The following is a 14,510-nucleotide window of genomic DNA, read 5'->3' as shown; positions in this document are numbered from 1 at the left end:
ATCCGCTCTTCCGTGTGTCCCGGACATCTCCACTCTTGTCCAATGTTTAGGCAAGTGCGTAGAACATAAACGTATTTGAAGACCATTTGGGCAGAACCGACTATGCGGCGTGTAGGCATGAGGCAGCAGATTTCGAAACGCGCGCCCGGACTCTCCGCCGCAAGACTGAGGCTGGGCCGTGGCAAGACGCGTGTCCGCTTCTACCGCACCGTCATCTCCCTTTCCCGGCCGCAAAAGCAGGTCATCTTCGTCGCTCTCGACATGGCGATGGTCGTGTTGGCCATGTGCCTTGCACTTGCGCTGAACGCCACCGTCCGCTCGGATCTGCCGCCGCTGGCGGAACTGACACCGATGATCACCCTGCTGATGCTGAGCGGCGGCGCGATTTCGTGGCACCTGCAATTGCCGCGGATCAAGCTCAACGCCTTCGAGACCCGGGGCATCACGCGCACCGCGCTCTTCTCGGTGCTCACCGCCATTGCCGCCCTCGTGATCGACCTGGTGATCAACCCCGAGATCATGATGGCGGTCTACTTCAACTTCACCATCCTGCTCATGGTGCTCAGCGTGACCTGGCGAATCGCCCTGCGCCACGTGACCATCGCGATCTACCGCCGCAGCCGGCCGCGGATGCGGGTGCTGATCTACGGCGCGGGCAAGACCGGGCAGCAGCTCGTCGCCGCGCTGCGCCACGATGACGTGATCGAGCCCGTGTGCTTCGTCGACGACAACCCCACGCTGCAGACGCTGGTGGTCGCCGGGCTGCGCGTCCACGCACCCTCGACGGTCAAGCATCTGATCGAGACCCGGAACATCGACCGCGTCGTCCTCGCCATGCCGTCGATTCGCCAGCCGGAACTCGCCCGCATCGCCCATCACCTGCGCAGCATCGGCTGCGAGGTGCATGCCCTGCCCTCCTTTGCCGAGCTGGTCGGCGAGGGCGAGCTGCGCAAGCGCGTCTCGCCGGTATCGCTGGACGACCTGCTGGGCCGCGGCCGCCTCGAGAGCGAGCTGCCCGGCGTCAGCCACGCCTATTCCGGCCGCCGCATCCTGATCACCGGCGCCGGCGGCTCGATCGGCTCCGAGCTCTGCCGCCAGCTGCTGGGCTGCAAGCCCGAATGCATCGTCGCGCTCGATCACTCCGAGCTGGCGCTCTACACCATCGACAAGGAACTGCGCGACCTTTCCAAGGGGCTGAACGTCACCCCGGTGCTCGGATCGGTGCTGGACGAGTCGCTGGTCGCCCGCGTGCTCAGGCAGTACAACATCGACGTCGTGCTCCACGCCGCCGCCTACAAGCACCTGCCGCTGGTCGAGAGCAATGTGATCATCGGCATGCGCAACAACGTCCTCGGCACCAAGATCATCGCCGAGGCCGCGCGCGAGGCCGGGGTCGAGCGCTTCATCCTCGTCTCCTCCGACAAGGCCGTGCGCCCGACCAACGTCATGGGCGCCTCCAAGCGCCTCGCCGAGTTGCTGGTGCAGGACCTCGCCACGCGCTGCACCGACACGCGCTTCTCGATGGTCCGCTTCGGCAACGTGCTCGGCTCGTCGGGCTCGGTCATCCCGCTCTTCGAGGAGCAGATCGCCCGCGGCGGCCCCGTCACGCTCACAGACCCGCGGGTCACCCGCTATTTCATGACCATCTCGGAAGCGGCGCGGCTGGTGCTGCTGGCCGGCTCCTTCTCGCGCGGGGGCGATGTCTTCGTGCTCGACATGGGCAAGCCGGTGCCGATCCGCAAGCTGGCGCGCCAGATGATCGAGGGCGCGGGCTACACGGTGAAGGACGACAAGCACCCCGACGGCGACATCGAGATCAAGGTGACCGGCCTGCGCAAGGGCGAGAAGCTGCACGAGGAATTGCTGATCTCGACCGACATGCTGACCACGCCGCATCACAAGATTCTGCGCGCGCAGGAGAGCTACCTGTCGGAATTCGAGATCGCCACCGCGATGAAGGACCTGCGCCAGGCGATCGGCGAGCACGACGAGGAATTCGCCCGCGAGATCATCGCGCGCTGGGTCGAGCGCTGCGAGGACTTGCCGTCGAAATCCGAAGAGAAACAGTCGCTCTGAGCCCTCCCCGGCGGCGGGCAGAGACGGAAAAGGGGCGCGGCTGACCGCGCCCCTTTCCGCGTTTCGGCAGGGCCTCAGCGGCCCGGGATGTCGCTGCGCGCCGGGGCCGGATCCCATTCCTCGATCAGGTGCGCCGCCTCCTCCGCGCTTTCCACGAAGCGGAAGAGGTCGAGGTCCTCGGGGCTGATCGTCCCGGCCTCCTTCAGCGCCTCCCAGTTGATGATCGTCTCCCAGAACTTCCGCCCGAAGAGCAGGAACGGCACGCGCTCCATCCGCCCGGTCTGGATCAGCGTCAGCGCCTCGAACATCTCGTCAAGCGTGCCGAAGCCGCCGGGGAAGACGCAGATCGCCCGCGCGCGCATCAGGAAGTGCATCTTGCGGATGGCGAAATAGTGGAAGTTGAAGCACAGGTTCGGCGTCACGTACTCGTTCGGCGCCTGCTCGTGCGGCAGCACGATGTTGAGCCCGATCGACACGCCGCCGGCCTCCTCGGCGCCGCGGTTGCCTGCCTCCATCACGCCCGGCCCGCCGCCGGTGGTGACGACGAATTCGCGGTTGCCCGTGGCGATGGACTTGCGGGTCATCGCCTGCGCGAAGAGCCGCGCCTCCTCGTAGAAATGCGACAGCTCGGCCAGCGTCTGCGTGCGCGCACTCGCCTTCTCGGCGGGCGAGGGGATTCGTGCCCCGCCGAAGAGCACGATGGTGCTCTCGATCTGGCGCTCGTCGAGTTCGAGCTGCGGCTTCAGCAGCTCGAGCTGCAGCCGCACCGGGCGCAGCTCCTCGCGGCACAGGAAGGCCTCGTCGGCAAAGGCGAGGCGGTAGGACGGGGCGCGCGTCTGCGGCGTGTCGGGGATCTGCTCGGCAGTCCTGCGGTCACGTCCCGCGTCGCGGAAGATGGAATGGCGTTCGTCGTTCATGTCGGCCGTCCTTGTTCTGCTCAGAGTCCAAATATAGCGTGCCGGGCGGCAAGAGCAGCAAGGGAAAACGAAGATGGATTGGAAAGCCGAGATCGCGACCGCCGCGGAACGCAGCGCCGCCCACGTGCAGCGCACGCCGGTGATGCGCAGCGCGGTGCTGTGGAGCCGCCCGGTCGAGCTGAAGCTCGAGCAATTGCAGCACACCGGCAGCTTCAAGGCGCGCGGCGCCTTCAACACGCTGCTGAGCCTGCCGGTGCCCGCCGCCGGCGTCGTCGCGGCCTCCGGCGGCAACCACGGCGCCGCCGTGGCCTATGCGGCGACCCGACTCGGCCACCGCGCGCAGATCTTCGTCCCCGAGATCGCCGGCCCCGCCAAGATTGCCCTGATCGAGCGCACCGGGGCCGCGCTCACCGTGGTGCCCGGCGAATATGCCAACGCGCTGGAGCAGGCCCGCGCCTACGAGGCCGAGACCGGCGCGATGCAGGTCCATGCCTATGACGCCCCCGCGACGCTGGCCGGGCAGGGCACTTTGATGCGCGAATGGGAGCAGCAGGGGCTCGAGGCCGACACGGTGCTCATCGCGGTGGGCGGCGGCGGGCTGATCGGCGGCGCGCTCGGCTGGCTGCAGGGCGCGCGCCGCGTCGTCGCGGTCGAACCCGAGCAGGCCCGCACGCTCGATGCCGCGCTCGAAGCCGGCCGGCCGGTCGACGTCGAGGTCTCGGGCGTCGCCGCCAACGCGCTCGGCGCCCGGCGCATCGGCAGCCTCTGCTTCGATCTGGCGCAGAGGCACCTCGCGCGGCGGGTCACCGTCACGGACGCCGCGATCACCGAGGCGCAGCGCGCGCTCTGGCAGGCGCACCGGCTGCTGGTCGAGCCCGCCGGCGCCACCGCGCTCGCCGCGCTGCGCTCGGGCGCCTACCGCCCCGAGCCCGGAGAGCGCGTCGCCGTGCTGCTCTGCGGCGGCAACATCGCGCCCGACCCGCTGGGCTGACCCGCGCCCTTCTTCTCTTTCAAAATACGCCGGGGGGAGGCCGCGCATCGCGCGGACGGGGGGGCAGCGCCCCCCTCCCCCTCACTCTCCCGCGCAGGTCAGCGGATCACCTGAAGCGCCCGCCGCGCTCGAGCACCTCGATCTGGTAGCCGTCCGGGTCCGCCACGAAGAAGAACCGCGCCACCACCTCGCCGGCCGGGGCGAAGTCCACCAACTTGCGCGGCGCGAGGCCGGCGGCGGTGAGCCGCGCGTGCTCTGCGTCGAGATCCGCGACCGACACCGCGAGATGCCCGTAGCCGTCGCCGAGGTCATAGGGCTCGGTCCGGCCCTTGTTCACCGTCAGCTCGAGCTCGAAGCCGCTTTCAGGAGCGCGCAGGTAGATCAGCGTGAACTCGGGGAAATCCAGCCGGTCCGCCACCGTCAGCCCGAAGGCCACATCGTAGAAGGCCAGCGAGCGCGCCTCGTCGAGCACGCGGATCATGCTGTGGATGGGTTTTGCCACGGGTTTCTCCTGTCCTTGGCATGGCTGCGGGAACCGCGGCCATGGTTCGCATTGTCGCGGCGGCACCCTGCCGCTATAGGGCAGTAAACCCGGACGACAGGAGACGCAAATGTCCAACGCCCAGCTCGAAGCCGCCATCGAAGCCGCCTGGGAGGCGCGCGACACGATCACCCCCGCAACCACCGGAGACTCCCGCGAAGCCATCGAGGACACGCTGAACGCCCTCGACAGCGGCACGCTGCGCGTGGCGGAGAAACAGGCGGACGGCAGCTGGCACGTCAACCAGTGGGCCAAGAAGGCCGTGCTGCTGGGCTTCCGGATCAAGGACATGGAACAGCACGACGGCGGCCCGCAGGGCGGCGGCTGGTGGGACAAGGTCGACAGCAAGTTCAAGGGCTGGGGCGACAACCAGTGGAAGGCCGCGGGCTTCCGCGCCGTTCCGAACGCCGTCGTCCGCAAGTCGGCCTACATCGCGCCGGGCGTGGTGCTGATGCCCTCCTTCGTCAACCTCGGCGCCTATGTCGACAGCGGCACCATGGTGGACACCTGGGCGACGGTCGGCTCCTGCGCACAGATCGGCAAGGGCGTGCACCTCTCGGGCGGCGTCGGCATCGGCGGCGTGCTCGAGCCCATGCAGGCCGGCCCGACCATCATCGAGGACAACTGCTTCATCGGCGCGCGTTCCGAGGTGGTCGAGGGCGTGATCGTCCGCGAGGGCTCGGTGCTCGGCATGGGCGTCTTCCTCGGCCAGTCGACCAAGATCGTCGACCGCGAGACCGGCGAAGTGATGTACGGCGAAGTGCCGCCCTACTCGGTGGTCGTCGCGGGCTCGATGCCCTCGAAGAACGGCGTCAGCCTCTACTGCGCCGTCATCGTCAAGCGCGTCGACGAGAAGACCCGTTCCAAGACCGGCATCAACGAGCTGCTGCGCGACTGATCGCGCGGGGCCACTGTGCCCCGGTCACGCAAACATCCCGAGGGGCGCCCCGTGCGCCCCTTTCGCTTTTGAGCCCCCTCTCCCGCACGCGCCCGCAGGAACCGATTGCCCCGCCGGATCGTTCACCCCGGACGGAAAACCAAAGTCAGGGGTACGCACCATGGGTCTCGGAATCATTGCCTCCATCATCGTCGGCGGGCTCGCCGGCTGGATCGCCTCGATGATCATGAAGGCCGATACCGGCATTCTGACCAACATCATCCTCGGGATCATCGGCGCCGTGGTGCTGAACCTGATCCTGTCGCTGGTCGGCATCTATGCAGCCAACACCTGGATCCCGCAGCTGATCGTCGGCATCATCGGGGCCAGCCTGCTGATCTGGGGCTACCGCCGGCTTCGCTGAGCTCCGCCCATCGCACGCACTCGGGGCCCGTGCGGCACACGCCGCAGGGGCCTTTCCCATGAGCCGGCATCGCGGCCTTCGCTTGACAGCGGCGCGCGGCTTGCCCATTGCGGACGGCAACCATCGCGGAGCGAAGAACATGGGCAAGAAACCCTCTAAACAGCAGGTCTACACGCTTCTGGTCGAAGTCGGCCGCAAGGAGGGCGACGGCCTGCCCAAGGGCGCGACCGGCGCCGGGCTGCTCTGCTACGCCTCGGGCGTGGACGAGGCCGAGGCCGTGCGCGAGACCGTCGCGATCCTCAAGCAGGCCGACATGAACCCGCTCGACGTGACCGGCTACGGCAACGAGGAAGAGCGCGTCGCGCAGGGCATGGATATCGACGACGCCGAGCGCGAGCTGATGGCCCGCGCCCTCGAGGAGAACTCGGTCATCGTCGCCCAGGTCACGCCCTTCTACGACGATGACGAGGACGAAGACGACGAGGAGTGATCCCGCTCAGCCGGGGATGATCTCGAACTTCATCACATCCACCATGCCGCGATCGGTGATCTTCAGCGCGGGGATCACCGGCAGCGCAAGGAAGGCGAGTTGCAGGAAGGGCTCCTCCAGCGTCACGCCCAGCGAGCGCGCCGCGGCGCGCAGCTCGACCAGCCGGTCGCGCACCTCCTCGAAGGACAGCAGGCTCATCAGCCCCGCCACCGGCAGCGCCAGCTCGGCGAGGATCCTGCCCTCTGCCGCCACCACAAAGCCCCCCTCGATCTCGGCCAGACGGTTCGACGCCAGCGCCATGTCGGCGTAATCCGCGCCGACGCAGGCGATGTTATGATGGTCGTGGCAGACCGTCGAGGCGATCGCGCCCTTCTGCAGCCCGAAGCCCCGCACGAAGCCCGTGGCAATGTTGCCGTTCTTGCCGTGTCGCTCGACCACCGCGATGCGGATGAGGTCGCGCGCGATGTCCGGGGCCTTGTCGCCGTTCTCGATCACCACGGTCTCGTGCAGGTGATCGGTGAGGATCTGCCCCTCGCGGATGCCGATGACGTCGGTCTCCTCGCGGTTGGCGGTGGCGCGGAAGCTCTGCGCGTCGAGCCTCGGCGCACGCACCGAGTCGCGCCCCACCTCGGGAAGGGTCCGGCGCGCGGCGAAGGCCGCGTCCTCCACCACCACGCCACCCGCCAGCACCAGCTGCGCATGGCAGCCCTCGAGGCTGTCGATGGCGACGATGTCGGCCCGCTTGCCCGGCGCGATCATCCCCCGGTCCTTCAGCCCGAACGCCTCCGCCGCCGAGAGCGACGCGGCGCGGTACGCGGCCAGCGGCGGCGTCCCGAGCGCGATCAGGGTGCGGATCATGTAGTCGAGATGCCCGTGCTCGCCGATGTCGAGCGGGTTCCGGTCGTCGGTGCAGAGGCACATGTAGGGCGAGGTCCGCTCGGTCAGCAGCGGCTGCAGCGCGTGCAGGTCCTTGCTGACCGACCCCTCGCGGATCAGCACCCGCATCCCCTTGCGCAGCTTCTCGAGCGCCTCGGTGGCGCTGGTCGCCTCGTGCTCGGTGCGGATGCCGGCGGCGACATAGGCGTTGAGATCGCGCCCCGAGAGCAACGGGCAATGCCCGTCGACGTGCCTTCCCTCGAAGAGCTTCAGCTTCCGCATCGCCTCGGGGTCGCGGTGGATCACCCCCGGGTAGTTCATGAACTCGGCCAGCCCGATGCCCGAGGGATGGCCCATCAGCGCGGCGATGTCCTCGGCCAGCAGCTCGGCGCCGGCGGTCTCCATGTGGGTCGAGGGCACGCAGGACGACAGCTGCACGCGGATGTCCATCAGGGTATGCGCCGACGCCTCCTGGAAGTAGCGGATGCCCGCCGCGCCGATCACGTTGGCGATCTCGTGCGGGTCGCAGATCGCGGTGGTGACCCCGCGCGGGGTCACGCAGCGGTCGAACTCGAAGGGCGTGACCAGCGAGCTTTCGATGTGCAGGTGTGTGTCGATGAAGCCCGGGACGAGGATCGCGCCGCCGACGTCGATCTCGCGCCGCCCCTCGTAGCTTTCGAAGACCCCCACGATCGTGTCGCCGCAGATCGCCACGTCACCCGCGATCAGCTCGCCGGTGATCAGGTCGAGGATCCGCCCGCCCTTCAGCACCAGATCCGCCGCCTCGTCGCCGCGTCCCTGCGCGATCCGTGTCTCGAGCTGTGCCATGCCTGCCTCCGCCTTCCGGTCCTGCTGTTCTCTGCCCCGGAGCCTGCCACAGGCCGCGCCCGGAAGGCGAGGGGTCTTGCGCCCAGCCCGGTTGCAAAGCATTGGCAAAAGGCGCTTAGTTGCGCGCATAAAAATCAACAGGGGACCTGATCATGACCATTTCCCGCCTCGCGCTGATCGCCGCGCTGGCCACCGCCGGTGCTGCCGGTACCGCCCAGGCCGACTGCGACTCCATCACCTTCTCCGATGTCGGCTGGACCGACATCACCGCCACCACCGCCGCGACCACGGTCGTGCTGAAGGCGCTCGGCTACGAGACCGACATCAAGGTGCTCTCGGTGCCGGTCACCTACACCTCGATGGATCGCGGCGACGTCGACGTGTTCCTCGGCAACTGGATGCCCACCATGGAGGGCGACATCGCCCCCTACCGCGAGAAGGGCAGCGTCGACACCGTGCGCGCCAACCTCGAGGGGGCGAAGTACACGCTCGCCACCAACGCCGCCGGGGCCGCGATGGGAATCAAGGACTTCGCCGACATCGCCGCCCATGCGGATGACCTCAAGGAGACCATCTACGGCATCGAGCCCGGCAACGACGGCAACCGCCTGATCCTCGACATGATCGCGGCCGATGCCTTCGGGCTGAAGGACTTCGACGTCAAGGAAAGCTCCGAGCAGGGGATGCTCGCGCAGGTCGACCGCGCCTCGAAGCGCGACGAGCCGATCGTCTTCCTCGGCTGGGAGCCGCACCCGATGAACGCCAACTTCGACCTGACGTACCTCTCGGGCGGCGACGACTGGTTCGGCCCCGATTTCGGCGGCGCCACGGTCTACACCAACACCCGCGCCGGCTATGTCGCGGAATGCCCCAATGTCGGCAAGCTGCTGACCAACCTCGGATTCTCGTTGCAGATGGAAAACGAGATCATGGGCGCGATCCTCAATGACGGCACCGACCCCGACAAGGCGGCCACCGCCTGGCTGAAGGCCAACCCGGGCGTTCTGGACGGCTGGCTCGACGGCGTGACCACCCGCGACGGCGGCGATGCCAAGGCCGCGGTGACCGCGGCGCTCGAGTAAGCTGCGACCTGAGCCCCGGCACCCCGCCCGAGTCCGGCGGGGTGCCGGGGAACAATTCAATTTAGATACATTTTCCGATCCGGCCCCGGCCGGCGGTTCAGCAAGATTTCATCACTCCCGCGCCAGATGTCCCGAGGATGCCCCACTGGACGGAGTCGACCATGAGCCTGCGACTGATGCTTCTCGGCGCCCTGGGGCCGCTGCTTGCACTTGTTCTCTACTTTTCCGGGCAGGAAATCCTGCGGCTGAGCGACAATGCCGAAACGCTCGAACGCGTCGCGCGGATCGCGGCGGAGACCGAGGCATTGTCTGACCTCATTCATGAAGTTCAGAAGGAGCGTGGCTATTCCGCCGGGTTCACCTCGTCGCGCGGCAGGAACTTCGCCGCCGACCTGGCGCACCAACGCGAGGCCACGGACGCCCTTCTCGCCCGTTTCAGCGACAGGATTCCCGAAACCGAGATGGCCGCCGCCGAGCCGATGGCCGCCGCGCACAAGGAGCTTGCCGCGCTGGCGGAAACGCGCGCTCAAATCGACCGTTTCGCCCTGACCGTGCCGCAACTGGCCGGGTATTACACCCGCCTCGTCGATCTTCTGCTCTCCGCGGGGGGCCAGATGCGCGACATCGCGCGCTCGCCGGCGACCGGGGCGCTGATGGAGGCGCATGAAGAGATCGGCTTTGCCAAGGAGGCCGCCGGGCTGGCCCGGGCCATGGGAGCCACGGGCCTCGGAACCGAGAATTTTCCGCCGCAAATTCACCGCCGGTTCATGGAACTCACGGCGCGCGAGAACGCCTACTTGTCGCGCGCAGCCAAGGTCCTTCAGGACGCCAAGATGATCGAGGATCTTCACGCCAGCCCGGCCGCGAAGGCACTTGCCCCAATGGTCGAGACCATTGGGTCCCTCCCCTATGGCGGCGCGCGCGGGGCGCTCACCGCACCCGACTGGTTCGCCGCCTCGACAGCATGGATCGACGCGCTGCGGGCGCTCGAGACAAGGCTCAGCGGCGAAACGGCCGCACTGGCACTCTCCACCGCCGATACCGCGCGGCGCGTCCTGCTGATCACCGGCGCGCTGACCCTGCTTGCCGCGCTGACCCTGACCGGCTTTGCCATCGGCGTGGCCGAGTTCGTCACCCGCCGGCTGGGACGGCTCAGCTTGGTGATGATGGAATTCGTCGAGGGGCGGTTCGAGGCCTGGGTGCCCTACATCCACAGCCGCGGCGAGATCGGGCGCATGGCCCAGTCGATCTACCGCTTCAAGCAGCTCTCCCGCGCGGCGATCGAGAAGCGCGCCGAGGACGAGGCGCAGCTCAATGCCCGCCACCAGCAGGTGGTCGACCTGGTCACCGAGGGGCTCAACGGCCTGGCCCGGGCAGACCTGACGCTGCGCTTCGACGAGCCGCTGGCCGAGGAATACGATGCGATCCGAAACGATTTCAACACGGCGACGTCCCGGCTGCGCGAGGTGATGCGCGCCGTCTCTGGCACCGTCGGCGAGATCGAGCAGCGCTCGCGCGGGATGCGCAGTTCCGCCGCCGACCTCGCCGACCGCACGACCACACAGGTCGCGACGATCAGCAACACCGCCGAGACCGTCTCGGGCCTCACCAGCACGCTGGCCGAGACGAATGGCGCGCTCAAGGACGTGAAGGATCTCGCCGACGAGGCGAAGGGACGCGCCGACCGCTCCGGCGAGGTGGTGCGCAAGGCAGTCGCGGCCATGGACCGGATCGCCGAAAGCTCGGGGCGGATCGCCCAGATTACCGCGGTGATCGAGGACATCTCGTTCCAAACCAACCTGCTGGCACTCAATGCCGGCGTCGAGGCCGCCCGCGCCGGCGAATTCGGCAAGGGCTTCGCCGTGGTCGCGATGGAGGTTCAGGGGCTCGCCAGCCGCTCCGCCGATGCCGCGCTCGAGATCAAGGAACTGATCGAGGAAAGCGCCCGCGAGGTCAGCGGCGGCGTGAGCCTCGTCGGTGAAACCGGCGAGGCGCTGCAGGCGATCCTCGAGCAGATCCTCCGTGTCGACGAGGTGCTCTCGAACATCAGCGCCGCCGCCGAGGCACAGAGTCGCGAATTGCAGGGCGTGAACAATGCCATGATCCAGCTGCGCGATCTCACCTCGCAGAACACCGAGGTCGCCGACGCCAGCCGCGACGCCTCGACCGAGCTTGCCGAGGGCGCGCAGCGTCTCTCGGCGCTGGTCAGCGAGTTCGACCTGGGCGGCGCCGAGCGGGCTCCCGCCTCGGTGGGCCGCGCCGCGTGACCCGGCGCTCCCTTCGCGGGCGCCGCATCTGCCGTTCGCAAGCTGGAAACGCCGTGACGACGGCCCTCGGAGCCGCCGTCACAACCTCAGCGGATCAGTGCCTTGATCGCCGCCGCATGGGCGGGGTCCGCGGCGAGCGTGTCCTCGGCCAGCGCGCGCACCGTGGCCAGCAGATCCTCGGGCGCGACGATCCGGTCGATCAGCCCCCAGCCCTGCGCCTCCTCCACCGGAACCTTCTGCCCGGCCATGAGGATCATCTTCGCCCTCGCGGGTCCGACCAGGGCCGCCAGCCGCGCCGGGTCCGACGGCTGCGGCAGGAAGCCGAGCTTCATCACCGGGTAGAAGACCTTCGCCCCCGGCACGGCGATGCGCAGATCGCAGGCCAGCGCCATGCCCATGGCTCCCCCGGCGAGCGTCCCGTTGAGCGCACAGATAGTCAGCCCCGGCAACGCCGCGATCGCGCCCGACAGCCGCTCCCAGAGCGGCGAGGTCGCGAGCCCCGCCCGCGCCGCCTCGAGATCGGCACCGGCCGAGAACACCTTGCCGGTCCCAGTAATCACCAGCACCTGTGCCTCCTGCGCCGCCTCGGCGAACTCGCAGAGACGCTCCAGCATCTCCGGCGTCAGGGAATTCGCCTTCTCGGGACGGTCGATCACCGCCAGCCAGTAGCCGCCGTCCTGCGTGAGTGTGATCATGCGACGCCGATCGCCCTGCGCACTGCCTCGTCGCGGAGCGAGATCTCGCCACCGAGATGCGCATCCGTCTCGGGCCCGCACATCCAGAGCAGCGCCTTCGCCACCCACTCGGGGGGAATATGATCTTCCCATTCCAGCTCGCTCACGGGGTTGACGCCCGAGGCCTTGATCGTGCGCTGCATCTGCGTCGCCACCGTGCCGGGCGAAAGCGAGATCGCCCTGATGCCGCGCGCGCGGAACTCGGCATCGGCCATGCGGGTGAGCATCAGCGCCCCGGCCTTCGACGCGCAATAGGCCGACCAGCCCTCGAGTGGCTGATGCGCCGCGCCCGATCCGATGGTCAGCACCGTGCCGCCCCCGGCCGCCAGCATCAGCGGCAGCGCCGCGTGCATGCCGTGGTAGACGCCCTTGAGGTTGATGTCGATCACCTGACCCCAGGCACCCGGATCGGCCCCCGCGAGCGGCGCGATCGGCTCGATCACCCCGGCATTGTTGATCAACACGTCGATCCGCCCGAAGGCCGAGACGCAGGCCTGCACCGCCTGGTCCACTTCCCAGTAGCGCGAGATGTCGCAGGGGATGGCGATCGCCTTCGGCCCGATCTCGCCCGCGAGCTCCGCCACCGCCTCGCGACCGCGTGCCACCAGCGCCACGTTGGCCCCCGCCTGCGCAAAGAGTCGCGCCGCCGCGGCACCGATCCCCCGGCTCGCACCGGTGATCATCACGGTTTTCCCAGTCATATCCATGGATTGCCCCATCGTTTGCCCAGTCTCACCCTTGGTAAACACTGACCTATCTCCGGTCCAGCCTCTTGACCCGGGGCGGCGGGAAGGCGAACTCTACGTCATTGAGTGCGGCCCAGGGCGGAAAGGATTGAAAATGAGATATTTGACCGGGATCATCGGGGCCGGCGCGGCAGCGCTGATCCTGTCTCCCCCCGCCCGGGCCGACGTCACCCCCGCGCAGGTCTGGGACGACCTCGCGACCCTGCTCAAGGGCGTGGGCTACGAGGTCTCGGTCACCGAGAGTGCCGCCGGCGGCAACCTGATGCTGGGCGACCTGACCCTGCGCATGGCCATCCCCGAGGCTGAGGGCCAGGCGGCCGGCGACGTCACCATCGGGCTCGCGGACATCACGCTCGAGGATCTCGGCGACGGCACGGTGGGGCTGCGCCTGCCGAACCCGATGCCGATCGGCATCACGGTCACCGAGGAGGGCACCGATCCCATCGAGATGACGCTTGAGCTGACGCAGGAGGCGCTCGGCCTCATCGCCTCGGGCGCGCCCGGCGCGCTCGACTACACCTACAGCGCCGAGGCAACGCGGCTCGACCTCGTCCGCCTCGTCGCCGAGGGCGAGGAACTGCCGCGCGACGTGTTCAGCGCCACCCTCTCCACCGGGCCGCTCTCGGGCAGCTCGACGGTGGTCACCGCGGAGGGCAAGCGCCGCTACAGCCACAGCTACGAGACCGACGAGCTGCGCTACGACATGGCGGGCAGCGACCCCGAGCAGCCGAATTCCACGGCGCAGATCTCGGGCCGGCTGGCCGGGCTGACCAGCAAGGGCGAGTCGGTGCTCTCCGAACCCGCCCCGGGGGCGGATCCCGCCGCGATCATGGGCGCCGGCTTCGAGGGCAGCGGCCGCGTCGCCTTTGCCAGCGGCCAGACCAGCTTTGCCTTCACCGACGGCGCCGAGACGACGACCGGCAGCAGCAGCTCGCAGGGCGGCGCGCTGGAGGGCTCGCTCGACGGCACGCGCATGAGCTACGCGCTGAACCTCGACGCGCTCAACTACGAGGCCGAGGGCGGCAGCCTGCCCTTCCCGGTGAGCGCCGCGATCGAGCAGATCGGGCTGAACCTGTCGATGCCGCTGGCCAAGGCCGACACGCCGCAGGACATGGGCTTCGGCGTGACGCTCGGCGGGCTGACGCTGTCGGACGCGATCTGGGGCATCTTCGATCCGGGTGCCACGCTGCCGCGCGATCCGGCGACGCTGGCGCTCGACATCTCCGGCAAGGTGACGCCGCTGGTCTCTGTCTTCGATCCGGCGGGCCTGACCAAGCTCGAGGAGGAGGACACCGCGCCGGTCGAGCTCAACGCGCTGAAGCTGAACAGCCTGACCCTCTCGGCCGCCGGGGCCAAGATCACCGGCCAGGGCGACTTCACCTTCGACCAGGCCGACACCGAGAGCTTCGGCGGCATGCCCGCCCCCGAGGGTGAGGTGAACTTCTCGCTCACCGGGGCCAACGGGCTGATCGACAAGCTGATCACCATGGGGCTGCTGAGCCAGCAGGATGCCATGGGCGCGCGGATGATGCTGGGCATGTTCACCGTGCCGGGCGCCGATCCCGACACCCAGACCTCGAAGATCGAGGTGAACGGCCAAGGCCAGATCCTCGCCAACGGCCAGCGGATCAAGTGATCCTCAACGGGACAGGGCGGATGGA

13 protein-coding genes are annotated in these 14,510 nt (G+C 68.6%); 8 read left to right on the top strand and 5 right to left on the bottom strand.

What is annotated here, in order from left to right:
• Positions 1-261: 261 nt before the first annotated feature.
• Positions 262-2,076 (top strand): nucleoside-diphosphate sugar epimerase/dehydratase, encoded by a 1,815-nt coding sequence (locus PVT71_RS06740; RefSeq protein ID WP_353473846.1) that lies wholly within the window; start codon positions 262-264, stop codon positions 2,074-2,076.
• Between the two features lie 74 nt (positions 2,077-2,150).
• Here PVT71_RS06740 and PVT71_RS06735 read toward each other — a convergent pair whose 3' ends face one another.
• On the bottom strand, positions 2,151-2,993 hold the full coding sequence (locus PVT71_RS06735; RefSeq protein WP_353473736.1) for an LOG family protein: 843 nt from the start codon (positions 2,991-2,993) through the stop codon (positions 2,151-2,153).
• 73 nt (positions 2,994-3,066) lie between these two features.
• Here PVT71_RS06735 and PVT71_RS06730 point away from each other — a divergent pair, with 73 nt between their 5' ends.
• Positions 3,067-3,984, top strand: a complete 918-nt coding sequence (locus PVT71_RS06730) for a threonine/serine dehydratase (protein WP_353473735.1) — start codon at positions 3,067-3,069, stop codon at positions 3,982-3,984.
• Between the two features lie 106 nt (positions 3,985-4,090).
• Here PVT71_RS06730 and PVT71_RS06725 read toward each other — a convergent pair whose 3' ends face one another.
• Entirely contained in the window at positions 4,091-4,486 is a 396-nt protein-coding gene (locus tag PVT71_RS06725) for a VOC family protein (protein WP_353473734.1), read from the bottom strand.
• A 109-nt stretch (positions 4,487-4,595) separates the two neighbouring features.
• On the opposite strand from PVT71_RS06725, the gene dapD reads away from it, so the two are divergent.
• The 3 genes from dapD to PVT71_RS06710 all read left to right on the top strand — a co-directional run bounded on the left by dapD (position 4,596) and on the right by PVT71_RS06710 (position 6,316).
• A complete protein-coding gene (dapD, locus tag PVT71_RS06720; RefSeq protein ID WP_353473733.1) occupies positions 4,596-5,423 on the top strand; it encodes a 2,3,4,5-tetrahydropyridine-2,6-dicarboxylate N-succinyltransferase in 828 nt (275 codons plus the stop codon).
• A gap of 160 nt (positions 5,424-5,583) precedes the next feature.
• Positions 5,584-5,826 (top strand): GlsB/YeaQ/YmgE family stress response membrane protein, encoded by a 243-nt coding sequence (locus PVT71_RS06715; protein ID WP_353473732.1) that lies wholly within the window; start codon positions 5,584-5,586, stop codon positions 5,824-5,826.
• A gap of 139 nt (positions 5,827-5,965) precedes the next feature.
• On the top strand, positions 5,966-6,316 hold the full coding sequence (locus PVT71_RS06710) for a hypothetical protein (RefSeq protein WP_353473731.1): 351 nt from the start codon (positions 5,966-5,968) through the stop codon (positions 6,314-6,316).
• A 6-nt stretch (positions 6,317-6,322) separates the two neighbouring features.
• Here the strand turns inward: PVT71_RS06710 and ade are convergent, their stop codons facing one another.
• Entirely contained in the window at positions 6,323-8,020 is a 1,698-nt protein-coding gene (gene ade, locus PVT71_RS06705; protein ID WP_353473730.1) for an adenine deaminase, read from the bottom strand.
• A gap of 152 nt (positions 8,021-8,172) precedes the next feature.
• Between ade and PVT71_RS06700 the strand changes: the two genes are divergently transcribed.
• The gene (locus PVT71_RS06700; RefSeq protein ID WP_353473729.1) at positions 8,173-9,102 is read left to right on the top strand and encodes a choline ABC transporter substrate-binding protein; all 930 of its coding nucleotides are present in this window, start codon (positions 8,173-8,175) and stop codon (positions 9,100-9,102) included.
• Positions 9,103-9,263: 161 nt separating this feature from the next.
• The gene (locus PVT71_RS06695; RefSeq protein ID WP_353473728.1) at positions 9,264-11,369 is read left to right on the top strand and encodes a methyl-accepting chemotaxis protein; all 2,106 of its coding nucleotides are present in this window, start codon (positions 9,264-9,266) and stop codon (positions 11,367-11,369) included.
• Between the two features lie 86 nt (positions 11,370-11,455).
• Here the strand turns inward: PVT71_RS06695 and PVT71_RS06690 are convergent, their stop codons facing one another.
• The gene (locus PVT71_RS06690) at positions 11,456-12,064 is read right to left on the bottom strand and encodes an enoyl-CoA hydratase/isomerase family protein (protein WP_353473727.1); all 609 of its coding nucleotides are present in this window, start codon (positions 12,062-12,064) and stop codon (positions 11,456-11,458) included.
• The gene (locus tag PVT71_RS06685; RefSeq protein WP_353473726.1) at positions 12,061-12,810 is read right to left on the bottom strand and encodes an SDR family oxidoreductase; all 750 of its coding nucleotides are present in this window, start codon (positions 12,808-12,810) and stop codon (positions 12,061-12,063) included. The genes PVT71_RS06690 and PVT71_RS06685 overlap by 4 nt, the downstream gene beginning before the upstream one ends.
• Before the next feature lie 133 nt (positions 12,811-12,943).
• Here PVT71_RS06685 and PVT71_RS06680 point away from each other — a divergent pair, with 133 nt between their 5' ends.
• Positions 12,944-14,485: a DUF2125 domain-containing protein gene (locus tag PVT71_RS06680; protein ID WP_353473725.1), complete on the top strand. Its 1,542-nt coding sequence runs from the start codon at positions 12,944-12,946 to the stop codon at positions 14,483-14,485.
• Positions 14,486-14,510: the final 25 nt, after the last annotated feature.

The sequence above is a fragment of the Salipiger sp. H15 genome (assembly GCF_040409955.1).
Lineage (GTDB): Bacteria > Pseudomonadota > Alphaproteobacteria > Rhodobacterales > Rhodobacteraceae > Salipiger.
This window is presented reverse-complemented; position numbering and strand designations above follow the sequence as displayed.

Excerpts from the sequence above, each read along its gene's own strand:
- PVT71_RS06740 (WP_353473846.1), top strand. The coding sequence starts at position 262 with ATGGCGATGGTCGTGTTGGCCATGTGCCTTGCACTTGCGCTGAACGCC.
- PVT71_RS06735 (WP_353473736.1), bottom strand. The coding sequence starts at position 2,993 with ATGAACGACGAACGCCATTCCATCTTCCGCGACGCGGGACGTGACCGC.
- PVT71_RS06730 (WP_353473735.1), top strand. The coding sequence starts at position 3,067 with ATGGATTGGAAAGCCGAGATCGCGACCGCCGCGGAACGCAGCGCCGCC.
- dapD (WP_353473733.1), top strand. The coding sequence starts at position 4,596 with ATGTCCAACGCCCAGCTCGAAGCCGCCATCGAAGCCGCCTGGGAGGCG.
- PVT71_RS06715 (WP_353473732.1), top strand. The coding sequence starts at position 5,584 with ATGGGTCTCGGAATCATTGCCTCCATCATCGTCGGCGGGCTCGCCGGC.
- PVT71_RS06710 (WP_353473731.1), top strand. The coding sequence starts at position 5,966 with ATGGGCAAGAAACCCTCTAAACAGCAGGTCTACACGCTTCTGGTCGAA.
- ade (WP_353473730.1), bottom strand. The coding sequence starts at position 8,020 with ATGGCACAGCTCGAGACACGGATCGCGCAGGGACGCGGCGACGAGGCG.
- PVT71_RS06700 (WP_353473729.1), top strand. The coding sequence starts at position 8,173 with ATGACCATTTCCCGCCTCGCGCTGATCGCCGCGCTGGCCACCGCCGGT.
- PVT71_RS06695 (WP_353473728.1), top strand. The coding sequence starts at position 9,264 with ATGAGCCTGCGACTGATGCTTCTCGGCGCCCTGGGGCCGCTGCTTGCA.
- PVT71_RS06690 (WP_353473727.1), bottom strand. The coding sequence starts at position 12,064 with ATGATCACACTCACGCAGGACGGCGGCTACTGGCTGGCGGTGATCGAC.
- PVT71_RS06685 (WP_353473726.1), bottom strand. The coding sequence starts at position 12,810 with ATGGATATGACTGGGAAAACCGTGATGATCACCGGTGCGAGCCGGGGG.
- PVT71_RS06680 (WP_353473725.1), top strand. The coding sequence starts at position 12,944 with ATGAGATATTTGACCGGGATCATCGGGGCCGGCGCGGCAGCGCTGATC.